The sequence below is a fragment of the Plantibacter sp. T3 genome (genome assembly GCF_902506515.1).
Lineage (GTDB): Bacteria > Actinomycetota > Actinomycetes > Actinomycetales > Microbacteriaceae > Plantibacter > Plantibacter auratus.
The window spans coordinates 1,767,948-1,785,050 of sequence record NZ_LR733286.1; the positions used below are offsets into that span (position 1 = coordinate 1,767,948).

Annotated in this window: 10 protein-coding genes; 9 read left to right on the forward strand and 1 reads right to left on the reverse strand. The window is 69.5% G+C overall.

The features are described 5' to 3' along the window. Nucleotides 1-28: 28 nt before the first annotated feature. Together GV015_RS08520 and GV015_RS08525 are read left to right on the forward strand one after the other, a co-directional pair. Complete coding sequence (locus GV015_RS08520; RefSeq protein ID WP_079705238.1) at nucleotides 29-3,910, forward strand: DNA-directed RNA polymerase subunit beta'; 3,882 nt, start codon at nucleotides 29-31, stop codon at nucleotides 3,908-3,910. 142 nt (nucleotides 3,911-4,052) lie between these two features. Further along, nucleotides 4,053-4,820, forward strand: a complete 768-nt coding sequence (locus tag GV015_RS08525; RefSeq protein WP_159877920.1) for a hypothetical protein — start codon at nucleotides 4,053-4,055, stop codon at nucleotides 4,818-4,820. Between the two features lie 14 nt (nucleotides 4,821-4,834). Here GV015_RS08525 and GV015_RS08530 read toward each other — a convergent pair whose 3' ends face one another. After that, a complete protein-coding gene (locus GV015_RS08530) occupies nucleotides 4,835-5,830 on the reverse strand; it encodes an amidase domain-containing protein (protein WP_159877922.1) in 996 nt (331 codons plus the stop codon). 261 nt (nucleotides 5,831-6,091) lie between these two features. Between GV015_RS08530 and GV015_RS08535 the strand changes: the two genes are divergently transcribed. The 7 genes from GV015_RS08535 to GV015_RS08565 all read left to right on the forward strand — a co-directional run bounded on the left by GV015_RS08535 (nucleotide 6,092) and on the right by GV015_RS08565 (nucleotide 17,101). Continuing rightward, on the forward strand, nucleotides 6,092-7,126 hold the full coding sequence (locus tag GV015_RS08535; protein WP_124768798.1) for a hypothetical protein: 1,035 nt from the start codon (nucleotides 6,092-6,094) through the stop codon (nucleotides 7,124-7,126). Between the two features lie 2 nt (nucleotides 7,127-7,128). After that, nucleotides 7,129-7,617, forward strand: a complete 489-nt coding sequence (locus GV015_RS08540) for a DUF6121 family protein (RefSeq protein WP_159877924.1) — start codon at nucleotides 7,129-7,131, stop codon at nucleotides 7,615-7,617. Between the two features lie 129 nt (nucleotides 7,618-7,746). Then, entirely contained in the window at nucleotides 7,747-9,069 is a 1,323-nt protein-coding gene (locus GV015_RS08545; protein ID WP_159877926.1) for an FHA domain-containing protein, read from the forward strand. A gap of 131 nt (nucleotides 9,070-9,200) precedes the next feature. Then, nucleotides 9,201-9,479, forward strand: a complete 279-nt coding sequence (locus GV015_RS08550; RefSeq protein WP_124768801.1) for a hypothetical protein — start codon at nucleotides 9,201-9,203, stop codon at nucleotides 9,477-9,479. Continuing rightward, on the forward strand, nucleotides 9,479-11,872 hold the full coding sequence (locus tag GV015_RS08555; RefSeq protein ID WP_159877928.1) for a hypothetical protein: 2,394 nt from the start codon (nucleotides 9,479-9,481) through the stop codon (nucleotides 11,870-11,872). Before GV015_RS08550 ends, GV015_RS08555 begins: the two co-directional genes overlap by 1 nt. Before the next feature lie 7 nt (nucleotides 11,873-11,879). Then, entirely contained in the window at nucleotides 11,880-12,488 is a 609-nt protein-coding gene (locus GV015_RS08560) for a hypothetical protein (RefSeq protein WP_159877930.1), read from the forward strand. 92 nt (nucleotides 12,489-12,580) lie between these two features. Then, on the forward strand, nucleotides 12,581-17,101 hold the full coding sequence (locus GV015_RS08565; RefSeq protein WP_159877932.1) for an FtsK/SpoIIIE domain-containing protein: 4,521 nt from the start codon (nucleotides 12,581-12,583) through the stop codon (nucleotides 17,099-17,101). Nucleotides 17,102-17,103: the final 2 nt, after the last annotated feature.

A 17,103-nucleotide genomic window follows, 5' to 3' on the forward strand; every position in this document is an offset into this window, starting at 1 on the left:
ACTGACGAAACCTTTCATAGGAGATACATTGCTCGACGTCACAACTTTTGACGAGCTTCGCATTGGTCTGGCCACCGCAGACGACATCCGTGCCTGGTCGCACGGAGAGGTCAAGAAGCCCGAGACCATCAACTACCGCACCCTCAAGCCCGAGAAGGACGGTCTGTTCGGTGAGCAGATCTTCGGTCCTTCCCGCGACTGGGAGTGCGCCTGCGGCAAGTACAAGCGGGTCCGCTTCAAGGGCATCGTGTGCGAGCGCTGCGGTGTCGAGGTCACGAAGTCGTCGGTGCGCCGTGAGCGCATGGGCCACATCGAACTCGCCGCCCCGGTCACGCACATCTGGTACTTCAAGGGTGTCCCCTCGCGCCTCGGCTACCTGCTGGACATGGCGCCCAAGGACCTCGAGAAGGTCATCTACTTCGCGGCCTACATGGTCATCGATGTGGACGAGGACGCACGTCACCAGGACATGCCCGGCCTTGAGAACGAGCTCCGTCTCGAGATCAAGACGCTCGGCGACCAGCGCGACTCGCGCATCGCAGACCGCCTGAAGAAGCTCGAGGACGACCTCGTCGCCCTCGAGGAGGAAGGCGCCAAGAGCGAGCAGAAGCGTCGCACCAAGGACGCCGCCGAGAAGGAGATGAGCCAGACCCGCAAGTCCTACGACGAGCAGATCGCTCACCTCGAGCGCGTCTGGGAGGACTTCCGCAACCTCAAGGTCGGCGACCTCAAGCCCGAGGACTCCGTGTTCCACGAGCTGCAGGACCGCTTCGGCCTGTACTTCGAGGCCTACATGGGTGCCGAGGCGGTCAAGAAGCGCCTGCTGTCCTTCGACCTCGCGGCCGAGTCCGAGCTGCTCCACCACCAGATCGCGGAGGGCAAGGGTCAGAAGAAGATCCGCGCCATCAAGCGTCTGCGCGTGGTCAACTCGTTCCTCATCACCGGCAACTCGCCGGCCGCGATGGTCCTCGACGTGGTCCCGGTCATCCCGCCGGAGCTCCGCCCGATGGTGCAGCTCGACGGTGGCCGTTTCGCGACCTCCGACCTCAACGACCTCTACCGTCGTGTGATCAACCGCAACAACCGTCTGCGTCGTCTGCTCGACCTCGGGGCTCCCGAGATCATCGTCAACAACGAGAAGCGGATGCTGCAGGAGGCCGTCGACGCACTGTTCGACAACGGTCGTCGTGGTCGCCCCGTCACCGGTACCGGCAACCGTGCCCTGAAGTCCCTCAGCGACATGCTGAAGGGGAAGCAGGGTCGATTCCGCCAGAACCTGCTCGGCAAGCGCGTCGACTACTCGGGCCGTTCGGTCATCATCGTCGGCCCGCAGCTGAAGCTGCACCAGTGTGGTCTGCCCAAGCAGATGGCGCTGGAGCTCTTCAAGCCGTTCGTCATCAAGCGCCTGATCGACCTGAGCCACGCTCAGAACATCAAGGCCGCGAAGCGCATGGTCGAGCGCAGCCGTCCCGAGGTCTGGGACGTGCTGGAGGAGATCATCCGCGAGCGTCCCGTGCTGCTGAACCGTGCGCCAACGCTGCACCGTCTCGGCATCCAGGCGTTCGAGCCTCAGCTCGTCGAGGGCAAGGCCATCCAGCTGCACCCGCTCGTCTGTGCCGCGTTCAACGCGGACTTCGACGGCGACCAGATGGCTGTCCACCTCCCGCTCTCCGTCGAGGCCCAGGCCGAGGCGCGCATCCTGATGCTCGCGTCGAACAACATCCTGAAGCCGTCCGACGGTCGCCCGGTCACCCTGCCCACGCAGGACATGATCATCGGCCTCCACCACCTGACCACCCTCAAGGAGGGTGTCGAGGGTGAGGGCCGTGCCTTCTCGTCCGTCGCCGAGGCCATCCTCGCGAAGGACCAGGGCTCGCTCGACCTCAACGCCAAGGTGCGCATCCGTCTGACCGACGTGACGTTCGCCGAGGGCACGGGTCCCGAGGGCTACGAGGGCTCGGGTGTCGCACTCGTCGAGACGACCCTCGGTCGCGCACTCTTCAACGAGGCGCTGCCGGCGGACTACCCCTACGTGGAAGACGTGGCGGACAAGGGCAAGCTGTCCTCGATCGTCAACGACCTCGCGGAGCGGTACCCGAAGACGGTCGTCGCCGCCACGCTCGACAACATCAAGGACGCCGGTTTCCACTGGGCGACGCGTTCCGGTGTGACCGTTGCGCTCAGCGACGTCCTGACCCCGCCGAACAAGCGCGAGATCGTGCAGGGCTACGAGAAGCAGGCCGCCAAGGTCCAGAGCCAGTTCGACAAGGGTCTGACCACGGATGCCGAGCGTCGTCAGGAGCTCATCAAGATCTGGACGGAGGCCACCGAGAAGGTCGCCGAGGCCATGCGCGCGAACTTCCCGGCGGACAACACCATCAACCGCATGGTGTCGTCGGGTGCTCGTGGTAACTGGCTGCAGATCCGCAACATCGCGGGTATGCGAGGCCTGGTGAACAACCCGAAGGGTGAGATCATCCCTCGCCCGATCATCTCCTCCTACCGTGAGGGCCTGTCGGTCGCGGAGTACTTCATCGCGACCCACGGTGCTCGTAAGGGTCTGGCCGACACGGCGCTCCGTACCGCCGACTCGGGATACCTCACGCGTCGTCTCGTCGACGTCTCGCAGGATGTCATCATCCGCGAAGACGACTGCGGCACGACCAAGGGTCTCGAGCTCGCGATCGCGAATGCCGACAGCTCGGGTGAGCTCGTGCGCGACCCGAACGTGGAGAACTCCGTGTTCGCCCGTTCGCTGGCCGCTGCCGCGGTCAACCCGAAGGGTGAGGTCGTCGCCGAGGCCGGCGAGGACGTCGGTGACGTGCTCATCGACAAGCTCGTCTCCGCGGGTGTCGAGAACATCAAGGTGCGCTCGGTCCTGACCTGCGAGTCGACCGTCGGTGTGTGTGCAGCCTGCTACGGCCGCTCGCTCGCCACGGGCAAGCTCGTCGACATCGGCGAGGCCGTCGGCATCATCGCGGCCCAGTCGATCGGTGAGCCCGGTACCCAGCTGACGATGCGTACCTTCCACACGGGTGGTTCGGCATCGGCGGACGACATCACGCAGGGTCTGCCCCGCGTGCAGGAGCTGTTCGAGGCTCGTACCCCCAAGGGTGCGACCCCGATCGCCGAGGCCGCCGGTCGCATCACGATCGACGAGAACGACAAGGCTCGTAAGGTCATCCTGACGCCCGACAACGGCGACGAGCCGGTCGTCTACCCGGTGCTGAAGCGTGCGGTCCTCCTCGTCGAGGACGGACAGCACGTCGAGCTCGGTCAGAAGATCCACGTCGGTGCGGTCGACCCCAAGGAGGTCCTGCGCGTGCAGGGCGTCCGCGAGGTCCAGAAGCACCTCGTCGGTGGCGTCCAGGGCGTGTACCGCTCGCAGGGTGTCCCGATCCACGACAAGCACATCGAGGTCATCGTGCGCCAGATGCTGCGGAAGGTGACCGTCGTCGACCACGGCGACACCGACCTGCTGCCCGGTGAGCTCGTCGACCGCCTGCGCTACGCCGAGCTCAACCGCTCGGCCGTGTCGGAGGGTCGTCGCACCGCATCGGCTCGCCAGGAGGTCATGGGTATCACCAAGGCGTCCCTCGCGACCGAGTCGTGGCTGTCGGCCGCTTCCTTCCAGGAGACCACGCGTGTCCTCACGCAGGCCGCCATGGAAGGCAAGAGCGACCCGCTGGTCGGCCTCAAGGAGAACGTCATCATCGGTAAGCTCATCCCGGCCGGTACCGGCCTGGCGCGCTACCGCAACGTGACGGTCGAGGCGACCGAGGAGGCGAAGGCGGAGCGTTACCCGAACCGCATCTTCGGTGAGGACGGCGCGTTCAACGAGTCCGACCTGAGCTTCGTCGACTTCGACAGCTTCAGCTCCGACGACTTCACCCCCGGTAACTACAACTAGGGCTGAACGACTCACCCGGAGGGCCCGTCCCGATCGTTTCTCGATCGGGACGGGCCCTCCGTCGTTCGTTCGCCCATTCCTGGGCGAACGAACCAGGCATCGGTGAGTTGTGTGGCGGGCCTCTGCACGACATGCTGGTCCGATGAGTGATCAGCCCGAGCAGCCCACCGGCCAGTTCCAGCCGCTGGAGCCGGACGCGACCCCGGTGCAGCCAGACGGCCGCTACGGAGCTCCGGCACCCAAGCGGAAGCGCAATCCGGTCGTGATCGGCTTGAGCGTGCTCGCCGGCGTGCTGGCGATCGCGCTCATCGTCGTCATCGGGCTCCTGGTCGTCGGCCCGGGCGGCACCCCCGCCGCCGACTCGACCCGTACACCGAGTGCGACGGCGACCGCCGGCTCCACTCCTGCTCCGACCACGACGGACACCGCTGAGACCCCTGCTGCACCGGTGCGTCCGACCGAATGCACGCAGCTCTTCCCCGCCGGCTACATCGAGTCACTGACCGCTGACGGTTTCCTCGAGTTGAATCCCGCCTGGTCGCAGCCGCTGTTGTCCGAGAGTTTCGGGTCGAACGACGAGGCCCTGGTGGCCTTGCTCACCCCGACGGACCGACTCACGTGTGACCTCACGAAGGCGAGTGGTGCCGGTGAGGTCTTCATCCTCACGAACGTGGCCCAGGTGGAGGGGGACGTCCAAGCGGCGGCGGTGGCCAGGATGTCCGAAGCCGGGTTCACCTGTTCCGAGGAGACCGGCGGGACGATGTGTTTCACGGAACGTGCCGACCCCTCAGGGAACACCGTCGGTGAGCGCCATTTCCTGCGTGAGGGCACCTGGGTGGCCACCCGCTGGGCGAATGTCGCCATCACCGGTTGGACGCAGACCATCGTCTCGACGCTGTTCCCCGCCTGACACCGAACAGCGGGCTAGGCGATACTCCAGTAGTACACGGAGGCGCCGGGGTGGATGACGGTGATCGCCTCGTCGACGGTTCGGTAGTCGGTGTCGTCGGTGTGCCCCGCGTAGTACACCTGGGTGCCAGCGTCGGTGGTCTCGACCTTCGACACGATGCCCGTGTGGTCGCGGTCCCCGCTGTTGTCCCAGTCGAACTGCACGATGTCACCGACCTTGACCTGGTCGCGCTGCGTGTCGTCGAGAGCGGTGGCGAGCTCGGGGTGCTCCTCGACGTAGTTCATGAAGAACGTCGAGCTGACCCAGGCCTTCGAGAAGTCGAAGTCGTCGCCGGTTCCCTCGGCCCACCAGTCCTCGTCCATCGTCCACCCGCGTTCCAGCAGACTCTGGCTGGCGAAGTTCGCGCAGTCGGTGTCGACCAGCGAGCCGTATTCAGCCAGGTTGTAGTCGTTCCAGTGCGTGAACACGTAGGCCATCTGCGCGTCGACGGGGCTCGTGATGTCGTAGCTGTAGCTCAGCGCGTCGCCGTCGACCCGGAGTTCGTCCGCGTAGACGGCGATGCCGACGTCGGCGGGGGAGAAGCCGGTGGCTGCCGGTACCGCGACGGTCACCTCGGTGCTCGTCGCCGACAGGATCCGGGCCTCCTGCTCACCGAAGACGACGCGGGTCACGCCGTCCACGTCGACACCGCTCACCGTGAGGGTGCTGCCACCCGCGACGGAACCGGTCGTCGCGGAGATCGCGGTGACCGCCGTGGCGTTGACCGTGGAGGCCGGGACCGTGGACGTCGTGTCGTCCACCGCCTGCGCGGCCGGTGTAGAGGAGGTCGTGTCGGACTGCTGCAGCGCGATCGGGGTGATGACCGCGGTGGCGAGGAGCAGGACGGCTCCGGCAGCGGTACCGGCGACCACGCGTCGCCCGCGCAGGGGAAGGGCGCGGTAGCGGGAGGAGAGCCGCCTGAACGGGGAACGGGCGTCGGCGTGACGGTCGTGGGGGAGTTGCTCGGGCATGGGGCCTTTCCGGGGGATGCGCCGTGGGGGGTCGGCGTCGCGGGATCGGCAGTGATCCGACAGATGTCTGGTAGAAGTCCCACTCAACTGCGCGGAGCTGAGGAGACCGTTTCCTCCGGATATGAATCAGACCTGAATCGGGTCGACGGGAGTGAGCGAGTCCCGGCGAGGTTGCCGAGCATCCGTGCCCCGGCTTGCTACCGTGGCGAGCGGAGTGCCGTGAGGGCTCTCCTGAACTGGCTTCCGCCGAAGGAGTACGCGATGAGCACCCAGAACCCCGAGCCCGGATCGCCGACCGACCCGAGCACTCCGGCGGCTGCCCAGACCGCGTCTGGCTCCGCGCGTCCCACGACCGCATCCGAGCAGCCCGCGGCCGAGCGGCCCGTGGCTGAGCGGGACATCCTCTCCGAGGACACCGTGCAGCAGGACACCATCACCACGGCGGACGGCGTCGGCGCGGACCCGGTCGTCGACGACCGTCGGGTCGCAGACCGCGCCGACACGGCCTCGGACGCCGGGGTGCGCGAGACGCGTCCGTACCAGCCGCACACGCCGCAGCGCGCGTACTCGAACATCGACTTCGACGACGACGACACCGCCGGCACCCCGACGTCGACGGCGGCCACCCGGCAGGCCGACACCGGTGCCCACCCGTACCCCGCCGCGGCCTACGAGCCGGTCGCCCGCTCCGGCGCGACCGAGACCGCCACCGCCGCCGAGACCGAACAGCAGCAGGCCTTCCCGCTGTACGTCCAGGCACCCTCCGAGCCGGAGGTCCGCGGCAACCGCGGCTTCGGCATCCTCATCGGTCTCCTCGGCACCATCATCTTCGCCGGCCTCTACGCGGCGGCCGTCGCGGGCCTCCAGCTGGTGCTGGAAGGCGACGGTACGTTCGTCGAGAACCTCATCCAGATCGCCACCAGCTGGCCGTTCCTCATGGCCGCCGCAGGCTTCTTCCTGGCCTGGGTCGTGACCGCGACCATCGTGAACCGTTCCGGCTGGGTGCACTGGGTGCTCGGCGGTTTCATCATCGGCCTGGTCGTCTTCCTCGCGTGGGTCGGTGGGTTCCTGATCCAGGAGCGCGCTTGGACGCTCAGCATCGACGAGATCCTCGCCGAGGTCACCGGAGTCGCCTTCACGTTCGGGCCGGTCCTCGCCTTCGTCGTCGCCCGCGAGATCCCCGTCTGGTTCGGTGGCTGGATCGCCGCCCGCGGCCGCAAGGTGCGCGAGGCGAACCTCGAGGCGCGTGCCGAGTACGAGCGCGTCCTCGAAGCCGGACCGACGACCGCCCGCTGAGCATGACCGGTGACGCGGACGGAGAACGCGGTCCCTGGTGGATCGCCCCGTTCGCAGCGGTCACCTACGTGGCACTCGTCGTCTGCGCCTTCGGGTTCATCAGCCTGCTGGCAGACCTCGACGTCGTGACCGACCCGGACGCCGGCCCACTGACCGGTCCGCTCATGGTCGTGGTCGCAACGATCGTGGTCCTCTGGGGGATCATCCGTGAGACGCGCCGCACCCCGCTGCGCGTCTCGGTCGGCTCCGCGGTCCTCGCAGGGCTCCTCGCCTGGCTCGCGTACGGCGTGAGCGGCGGCGTGTTCGACGCGATCGCCAGCCGGGACGGACCGGACGCCGCCGCCTTCGCCGTGACGACACTGACCGGGCCGTTCTCGGTCACCGTCGGTGTGCTGGCGCTCGTCATCGTCCTCGCGGCCGCCGCCGTCGCCACGTCGTCGACCGGGCGGCGTCCGACCCCGCGCTGGCCGTGGGAGCACGACGCGCGGTGAGCCGATGCGACGTCCACCCCGGGCCCGCCCGCGCGGTGCGCTGCTCGACCCTCCCCATGAGGGCGACGGCGTAGGCGATAATCGATCCGTTGCCGTCGTCGGCCGACGGCGCTTGGGGAGGAACCACCGATGAGATCACCCGACCTGACCGACACCGGTCTGGATCTCGACCTCGCGGGGACCGCTGACGACGTCGTCGCGCTCGTCCAACGTGCGGTCGCCGCCTCCGGTGAGGATGCGCAGCAGACCAGGCATTACGTCGCGATCGACGGTGGGACGAGCGCGGACATCCGCCTGCGGCTCGTCTCGGTCGACGATCCGGCTCCGCTGCTCGCGTTCGCGATCACGACCGCCCCGTCCGCACGGGGAACGGCCGCCGCGACGTTCATCATGCAGCACGGCGTCCAGAAGCGTCGGCGTCAGCGCTCGTTGCTCGGGCAGGAGCCGTTCCTGAGCTTCCTGCGCGCGCTCGCCGAGCTGGTGACCGAGTCCGACCCCGACGCCTCCGCCACCCTGCGGGTGCACGGCGCTCGGACCGTCCTCGCTCCGCGTCCAGCAGCGGCGCCGGGCAGCGCAGAAGTGTCTCCTACGGGTGCATCCGCACACGTCCCGGTCACGGACGGGTCGGTCGCCCCGGGCTGGACTCCGGCGACGGCCGATGTGTCGACACCGTCCCCTGCCGTATCGACCCCGACGTCCGCCGAGCCGGCTCCGGTCTTCGAGGCTCCGGCTGCCCAGGTGACGGCTCCCGAACGTGCCGTGCCCGAGACTCCGGTCACTGGGGCCCCGGGGACCGCAGCTCCGGCTCCCGAACCGATGTGGGCTCCCGCGGGGTCCGCGCCTGAACCGACGCCGCTCGTCGTCGAGCCACCCGCTCCTGAGCCGCAGTTCCGTGAGCCACCGGTCGCACCCGCTCAGACGCGCGCTCCGGCCACATCGACGTCCTCGGTCCCGCCGGAGCTGCAGATCACTGTTCCGCCGGGACTGTTCGCCGGTGCGCCGGTATCCCCGGGTGCGCCTGAGCCGAACGTGCCGGGACCGGTCCGGCCAGCAGCGGACACCGTGGTCCCGACACCGGGAGCGGATCTCGGTGCCACCGTCGTCTCGGCGTCGCTGCGAGCGGGGGACTTCGCGCTCGAGCTGCCCGACGGCGAGCGCATCCCGCTCCGCGGGCCGATCCTGCTCGGCCGCAACCCTGCGGCGCGGCCGGAACAGCCCGACGCCGAGCTGCGCTCACTCGTCGACCCGCGCATGTCCGTCTCGAAGACGCACACGGTCGTCGTACCCGGTCGGCGGTCGCTCCGCGTGACGGATCTGCACTCCACGAACGGCACGACGATCACGGACGCGTCCGGCGCCGTCACCGTGTGCCAACCCGGCGAGGCCTACGTCGTGGAGGCCGGTTCGACGATCGGGATCGGCGAGTTCCCGATCCGGGTGGTCGCGGGCTGACCACTTCGTGCATGGGGAGTGCTCCCCATCGTCGCGTCGTCCTCGCTCGGTTACGCTGAACGACGTACACGCCGGACCACTGTCCGGTACTGCGGTGCAGACCACCGGTGCCGGGGCTACGAAGGGGAATGATGAGCGAGCAACCACTCGTCGTCGACGGGGACCAGATCCTGGCCGTCGCCGCGCCACTGACACCCAGCGGATCCGGGCTTCCACAGAACGTCCCCCTCGACTTCTCCGGCAGCTGCAGCAGTGCAGTGACGACGGCCGCGGAGAGCTTCGCGATGTGGGTGTCCGTGCACGTCTCCCTCGCCGGCGGAGCGATGGTGGAGGCCGGCCGGGTCGCAAGCGAGACGGTGAGCGTCTGGCAGCAGACGGAAGCGGCGATCGCGGAGGAGGCACAGGGCTGATGGCGAACTGGACTGCAGATGATCCCGGGCGGATCGATTCGGGTGCGCTCGGCACCACCGCGACCACCATCCAGACGACGGAGACGGCCCTGACCGATGCACGCGCCGTTGCGCTCGCCGCGCAGGGCGGGATCTCGGACGCGATCTGGACGGGCGACGCCGCGACCACGTGGGTGTCCTCCCTGTCGACGCCGATGGGGAAGATCGACGCGGTCGTGCCGGAGCTGGCGGCGGTTCGTGCGGCGATCTCGACGTACACGACGACCGTGGACGGCATCAAGTCGCGTGCGGCGACCTACACGGAGATGATCTTCCAGGCCAACATCACCGCGAACCAGCAGTACCTGGACCCCCAGGGCGGCCCCAGCCCACTCGAGCAGGCCCAGCGCGATCAGGTGCACCAGACGGCCGTCTCCGACCGCGCGAGCGCGCAGCGGCTCCTCGACGCGCTGTCCGAGGAACGCGAAGCCGCCGACGCCGCGCTCGTCTCGGCGCTGTCCTCGCCCGGTGGCGACAACTGGGATCGGCAGCAGGCCGCACTCGCCGCGATCGGCATCACCTCGGCCGGCGACCTCACGCCGACCGCGATCGCGCAGGGCATGGCCGAGATGGCCTCCGAGCTCGGCAACGGCACGTTCGAATCCGAACTGGCGACGCAGCTCCAGTCGCTGTACGCCCTCTACGGCAACGACCCGTCGGTGATGGCGCAGATGAACCTCGCTCTCGGCGGCGAGGACCTCATCTCGCTCATCAGCCGGATCGACGACGCTGGAGCAAACGGCTGGATGGAGGCCGGTGCAGCCCTCCTCCTCGCGCAGTCCGTGCGGAGTGGTCTGTCCGTCGGGTCGCAGCGTTGGACAGACGGGGTGGGGCAGGGGTTCGCCCAGGAGCTGTACAACGGCTCCGCCTCCGTCCACGGTACCGACAGCTGGACGAGCCTTGCGTTCCTCTTCGGCGATGAGCAAGACAGCCCGATCGGCGAGTCGACGACGGTCGGCCTGGCGAACATCGCCGACGAGATGGAACGAGGGTTCCCGGGCGCCAGCGAGGGCCTGTACGGTCCGGGCCAGGGCATCATGGGCCCGGGCGGGTTCCTGAGTCTCGCCGAGGCCGAGCAGGCCGGGTACGACGTCAACCGGCTCGGCGACTGGACTTCGCGCGTCTTCAGCACCCTCGGGGAGTATCCCGAGGCGGCGATGGACTGGCTGACCTCCACCGAGGATGACCCGTACCGTGACGCCCCCATGTATCCGGACGAGCCGTACGCCTCGGACGATCTGGGTGCGAACCGGATCGAGTACTGGTACGGACGCCGGGACTCGGGCCTCGACGGGTTCGAGGGCGTCCTCGCCCTCTGGGACGGTGCCCAGTCCATCCCGGGCGGGCCGACCGACGGCACCGCGTACAGCCCCGAAGCCTGGGACCGTGCGTCGACCCTCAGCCACGACGTCATCTCGCGGCTCATCGGCGAGCCGCGTGCCACCGAGGACGCCGAGGGCTACGTCGCGGGCAACCCGCACTTCACGAGTGAGAACATCAGCGACTTGGGGAGCGTCAAGCTGGTCGACGCCCTGGCGCCGCAGATCCCGGGGCTCGTCGAGCACCCGATGGTGGGCCAGAACCCGGATGGTGCCTCCGACCCCACGACGTCGATCGACCCGTACGGCGTCGAGGGCGATCCGCGCGTCTACGCAAACCTCTCACCCGAGGCGCTCGCTCGGATCCTCGGGATCGCCGGGAGCAACGGCGGCGGTGCCGAAGCGTTGCACGCCGTCGTCACCGACTACCAGAACACGGTCCTCGGCGCAGCGGAGCTCGGCCTGTACAGCCCTGTGGACGCGGCCACCCGTGTCTCCATGCTGCAGTCCGTGCTCGACGGCAGCACGGCCGGTGTCGACCTCGGCGAGGCCACGCGTCACGACGAGGCCGTCCAGTCGGCCATCGGTGTCGTCGAGACCGGCGTCGGGATGCTCCCGATCCCGGGGCTCGACAAGCTGGTCGGGACGCTCGGTGACGCGGTCGCCGAGAAAATCGCGAGCGAGGGGATCGGTTACGTGCGCGGGCAGTTGACGGACGCGGCGACCGGCGCGGCCGGCGACGCCTGGGCCGGCTCGCACGACGATCTGCTCACCCAGCTCGAGGACGGCGGTGACGCCCGTCTGCGTGCGACGCAGATCGGTGTCGCCCAGACGCTCATGGAGCTCTCGCCGCCGGAGGGTCTCGTCCCGCCGACCACGAACGACGCCGAGGTCTGGTGGGACTGGGTGCAGGACAACCGGGATGCGCTCGACGACATCATCGACCCGGCTTCCGGGAGCACCCGCACCCTCGCCTCCATCGCCACGAACGCCTCGAACGCCTTCGACGCGTATCAGGCGGATGCGGAGGGTTGATGTGCGGGTGATCGGTCCGGTCGCCCTCGCAACCCTGGTCCTCGGCTCGCTGGTGGCCTGCACGCCGACGGACGACGGACCGGCGCCCATGCCGACGACCGTCTGGACGTCCGCGGCACCGGAGGGTCCCCTCGAAGGCGACCCGTGGGTGGAGACCGTCCGCGCATCCCTGGAGGCGCAGGCGATCGCCGTGAACCGCAACGACTTCTCGCTGGCGTCGCTCACGGAGACGACCTCCTACGACCTGCGGTCGAGGCTCTACAGCGCCGCCCGTGACCAGGTGACCAGCGGTGGGAGCACCGAGGTCCTGCCGGGACCACTCCCGTTCGCCCCCGTCGAGGTGACCGGCGTCCCGGAGGACGCGACAGCGTCCGTCCGCGGGTGCGTCGCCGAGCAATGGGCGAGCGAGGGCGGCACCCCGCCGGCCGTGCCCGGTGCGCGCGGAATCGAGTACCGGCTCGCCCAGGAGGACGGGTCCAGGACTGTCACGTCGACGGTCAACGTCCCGGACCTCGACTGCTCGACCGTCGACCCGCCCGTCGCCCTGTTCGACCCCGCACCGGAACCGTCGACCGTCGACGACGTCGAGCGGATCGTCCGGCCGACCCGAGACTGATCCGGCCGGTCCGAGATCGAGGCCGGTACCGCTTCCGTCGCTAGGCTGATCGAGGTCGCGTCGAGCGGCCCGCACTTCCAAGGGGATCCTGCATGCGCATCAAGCTGACGTTGACCAGGCCGTCCGGGTCGTCCGCCGACATCGTCGTGACGACGGACGCGGCGGCGAGCATCGCGGAGGTCGCGTCGACCATCGCGCGCGTCGACCCGCAGGGGCCGGACTCCGCGAACGCCGACTTCACGCTGCACGCGCGCCTGCCGGGCTCGACCGAGACCCTCCCGCTCCCGCCGGAGGCCCCCATCGGCGAGGCGTGGGTCGGCTCGGGTGCCGTCATCGAGCTCGCCGACGCGGGCGTCTACTACTCCGCGGCGCGCACCGGCCAGGCGCCCGCCGTCGCCGTCGTGCGGGTCCTCTCCGGCGACGACGCCGGCCGTGAGTTCACCCTGCCCGCCGGCAGCTGGACCATCGGACGTGAGGCGAGCTGCGACATCGTCCTCGACGACCCGCTCGTCTCGAAGCGTCACGCACGCCTCGAAGTCGGCGGCGAGATCGAACTCGTCGACCTCGGCGCGGCCAACGGCATCGTCGTCGACGGCGGCATCGTGCCTCGACTCAAGGTCATCGAGCCGGAGCGCGTGCTCATCGGCGACACCGAGGTCGAGATCGGCTTCGCCGGGACCGTCGGCCGCGCGGGTGTCGTCCCGAAGGCCGGGCCGGTGTACTTCAACCGCTCGCCGCGCGTCGAACAGCGCTACGCGGGGGAGACCTTCCCCGCTCCCGAGCCGCCGACCGAGCGCGAGAACCAGCCGTTCCCGCTCCTCGGCATGCTCACGCCCATGCTCCTCGGTGGCGCGATGTACTTCTTCACGAAGAATCCGCTGTCACTGATCTTCATCGCCATGACGCCGCTCATGCTCATCGGCAACTACTTCACCGGTCGCGGGCGCAACAAGCGCAAGCTCAAGCAGCAGATCAAGATCTTCGACGAGCGGCTCGAGTCCCTCGGCAAGCAGCTCGCGGCCGAGCGGGAGATCGAGCACGACGTCCGCATGCGTGAGGCACCGTCCACCTCCGAGGCGCTCAAGCACGCGCTCACACGGGGGCCGCTGCTGTGGACCAGGCGCCCCGAGCACTGGTCCTTCCTGAACCTCCGACTCGGCGTCGGCACGATGCCGTCGCGCAACGAGGTCTCGGCGAAGGCCCGCGACAGCTTCCTGCCGGAGTTCCAGGAACGACTCGAGAAGCTCAAGGACCAGTACGCGACCGTCGCCGACGTGCCGATCATCGACAACCTCTACGACGCCGGCGCGCTCGGCATCGCCGGTTCACCGCAGACGGCCGGGGGCGCGGTGAACGGCATCCTCGTCCAGCTCACCGCCCTCCACTCGCCGGCCGAGGTCGTCGTCTCGGCGATCGTCTCGCCCGCGTGGTCGAACGCCCTCTCGTGGGTCAAGTGGCTCCCGCACGCGTCCTCGCCGAACAGCCCGCTCGACGTCGGCCACCTCGCCGACAGCGTGTCGAGCGGCAACCTGCTGCTGGCCGCGATCGAGGAGCTCGTCCAGACCCGCCTGCAGGCGGCCCGGGCCGGCGACGCCCGACGCGGAGCCATCTCCGAGAAGCAGGCAGCCCAGGAGCGCGGCGCGGAGATCGGGACGAAGAGTTCCAACGACACCGGCACGAAGTCCCCGATCCCCGCGATCGTCCTGCTCATCTCCGACGACGTCGGCGTCGACCGCGCACGCCTCGTCCAGCTCGCCGAGATCGCGGCGGACGCGGGGGTCTTCCCGATCTGGATCGCCGACGACGTCGTCTCGCTCCCCGCCGCCTGCCGCACCTTCCTGCAGGTCCCGGAGGCCGGGGCCGGCGTCGACGCGCCGGCGACGGTCGGCATGGTCCGCCTCGGCTACTCCGTCGACGACGCCCGCCCGGAGTTCGTCGACCCGGTGACGGCCCTCGACTACGCGCGACGTATGGCATCCGTGATCGACGCCGGCGCCCTCGTCGAGGACTCGAGCGACCTCCCGCGGTCGGTGTCGATGGTGACGCTGCTCGGGCCGGAGCTCACGACTTCGAGCGACGCCGTGGTCGACCGCTGGCGGCAGAACTCCTCGATCCACGACCGCACGCCCGGGCTCCCGCCGAAGCCCCGCCGGGCCGGCCAGCTGCGCGCGACCGTCGGATCGGGCGGTGTCGACGCCATGCATCTCGACCTCCGCGCCCAGGGCCCCCACGCCCTCGTGGGCGGGACGACGGGTGCCGGTAAGAGCGAGTTCCTGCAGGCCTGGGTGCTCGGGATGGCGGCCGAGTACAGCCCCGACCGCGTCTCGTTCCTCTTCGTCGACTACAAGGGCGGTTCGGCCTTCGCGGACTGCGTGACGCTCCCGCACTGCGTCGGACTCGTCACCGACCTCAGCCCGCACCTCGTCCGCCGGGCGCTCACGAGCCTCCGCGCCGAGCTGCACTTCCGCGAGCACCTGCTCAACCGGAAGAAGGCCAAGGACCTCCTCGAGCTCGAGAAGCGGGGCGACCCCGACTCACCACCCGCCCTGGTCCTCGTCATCGACGAGTTCGCGGCGCTCGTCGGCGAGGTCCCGGAGTTCGTCGACGGCGTCGTCGACATCGCCCAGCGCGGTCGCTCGCTCGGGATCCACCTCATCATGGCGACCCAGCGACCCGCCGGTGTCATCAAGGACAACCTGCGCGCGAACACCAACCTCCGCGTCGCGCTGCGCATGGCCGACGAGTCCGACAGCCAGGACGTGGTCGGCGTCAAGGACGCGGCGCACTTCGACCCGGGCGTCCCCGGCCGCGGCATCGCGAAGACGGGTCCAGGGCGCCTGAGCATCTTCCAGTCCGGCTATGCGGGCGGCTGGACGAGCGACGAGCCCAAGCGTTCCGACATCGAGGTCCGGGAGCTGCGGTTCGGCGGTGAGACGCGCTGGGAGGAGCCCCGCGCGGCCGACGCCGAGGAGGAGCGCGACCTCGGCCCCACCGACCAGCAGCGGCTCGTCGCGAGCATCATCGCCGCAGCCGACCGCGCATCCATCCCGGCGCCGCGACGGCCCTGGCTCGACGAGCTGGCGCCCGTCTACGACCTCAGCAAGCTCCGTCAACGGTCCGACGCCGAACTGCTCATCGGTGTCGCCGACCTCCCGGACTCGCAGGAGCAGCGCCCGGTCTACTTCCGGCCTGACGTCGACGGCCACATCGCCGTGTTCGGCACCGGCGGATCGGGCAAGAGCACCGTCCTGCGGACCCTCGCCACCGCGGCGGGCATCACGCCGCGTGGCGGTCCGGTCGAGGTGTACGGCCTCGACTTCGGCGCGGGCAGCCTCCGCATGCTGGAGGCCTTGCCGCACGTCGGCTCGATCATCCCCGGCGACGACCAGGAGCGCGTCATCCGACTGCTCCGCCGGATCAAGGAGATCGTCGACGAGCGCAGCGTCCGGTACGCCGAGGCGAACGCGTCCTCCATCACCGACTACCGCCGCGTCTCGGGTCGCAACGACGAGCGCCGCATCCTGTTGCTCGTCGACGGCTTCCAGTCCTTCCGGCAGGAGTACGAGACGACGCTCGGCCTGTCCTCGTGGTACACGCTGTTCCAGCAGCTCATCACCGACGGCCGGCAGCTCGGCGTGAACATCGCGTTCTCGGCCGACCGCCCGGGCTCCGTCCCGACGAACATCAGCTCCGGTGTGCAGCGACGCGTGGTGCTGCGCCTCGCGGACGAGACCGGCTACCAGCTCCTCGGCGTGCCGAAGGACATCCTCGGCCCCGAGTCGCCCGCCGGCCGGGCGATCGTCGACGGACTCGAGGTCCAGGTCGCGATCCTCGGTGGTTCGCCGGTGCTCTCGGACCAGTCGGTCGCGACAGTCCGGCTCGCGGAGGCCATGTCCCGCGCGGGAGCCACGATCACGGCCCCGCCGATCGGCGCACTGCCGAAGGAGATCGAGGCGCGCGAACTGCCCGAGCGGGTCGGCGACCGCCCCGTACTCGGCATCGGCGACGCCGACCTCGCACCGATCGGGTTCGACCCGTCCGGCGCGTTCCTCGTCGGCGGCCCTCCCGGCAGCGGTCGGACGAACGCCGTCGCATCCCTGGTCGGCGCCATGCGACGCTTCGATCCGGCGACGCGCTTCGTCTACTTCGGCTCCAAGCGCTCGGAACTGCTGCGGGAGCTGCGCTTCGACGAGTCGGCCGTCACCCCCGAGACGATCGCCGAGCAGGCGAAGGCGCTGTCCGCCGCGATCGCGGCCGAGACGGTGACCGGCCGGACGGTCGTCGTCATCGAGACGCTGTCGGACTACCTCAACGGCATCGCCGACCCGCCGCTCGTGGAGCTCATCAAGGCCATCAAACGCAGCGACCATCTCGTGATCGCCGAGAACGAGGTGTCGGGCTGGTCGTCGTCCTGGCCGCTCATGGGCGAGATCAAGAGCGCCAGGCGGGGCATCCTGCTGCAGCCGGAGCAGATGGAGGGCGACCTCGTCCTCCGGACGACCTTCCCCAGGCTCGCGCGCAAGGACTTCCCGCAGGGGCGCGGGATCTACGCGAACCGCGGTGCACTGTCGCGCGTGCAGCTGCCGATCGCGCCCGAGTTCCCCGTCGCCTGAGC

Excerpts from the sequence above, each read along its gene's own strand:
- GV015_RS08525 (WP_159877920.1), top strand. The coding sequence starts at position 4,053 with ATGAGTGATCAGCCCGAGCAGCCCACCGGCCAGTTCCAGCCGCTGGAG.
- GV015_RS08530 (WP_159877922.1), bottom strand. The coding sequence starts at position 5,830 with ATGCCCGAGCAACTCCCCCACGACCGTCACGCCGACGCCCGTTCCCCG.
- GV015_RS08535 (WP_124768798.1), top strand. The coding sequence starts at position 6,092 with ATGAGCACCCAGAACCCCGAGCCCGGATCGCCGACCGACCCGAGCACT.
- GV015_RS08540 (WP_159877924.1), top strand. The coding sequence starts at position 7,129 with ATGACCGGTGACGCGGACGGAGAACGCGGTCCCTGGTGGATCGCCCCG.
- GV015_RS08545 (WP_159877926.1), top strand. The coding sequence starts at position 7,747 with ATGAGATCACCCGACCTGACCGACACCGGTCTGGATCTCGACCTCGCG.
- GV015_RS08550 (WP_124768801.1), top strand. The coding sequence starts at position 9,201 with ATGAGCGAGCAACCACTCGTCGTCGACGGGGACCAGATCCTGGCCGTC.
- GV015_RS08555 (WP_159877928.1), top strand. The coding sequence starts at position 9,479 with ATGGCGAACTGGACTGCAGATGATCCCGGGCGGATCGATTCGGGTGCG.
- GV015_RS08565 (WP_159877932.1), top strand. The coding sequence starts at position 12,581 with ATGCGCATCAAGCTGACGTTGACCAGGCCGTCCGGGTCGTCCGCCGAC.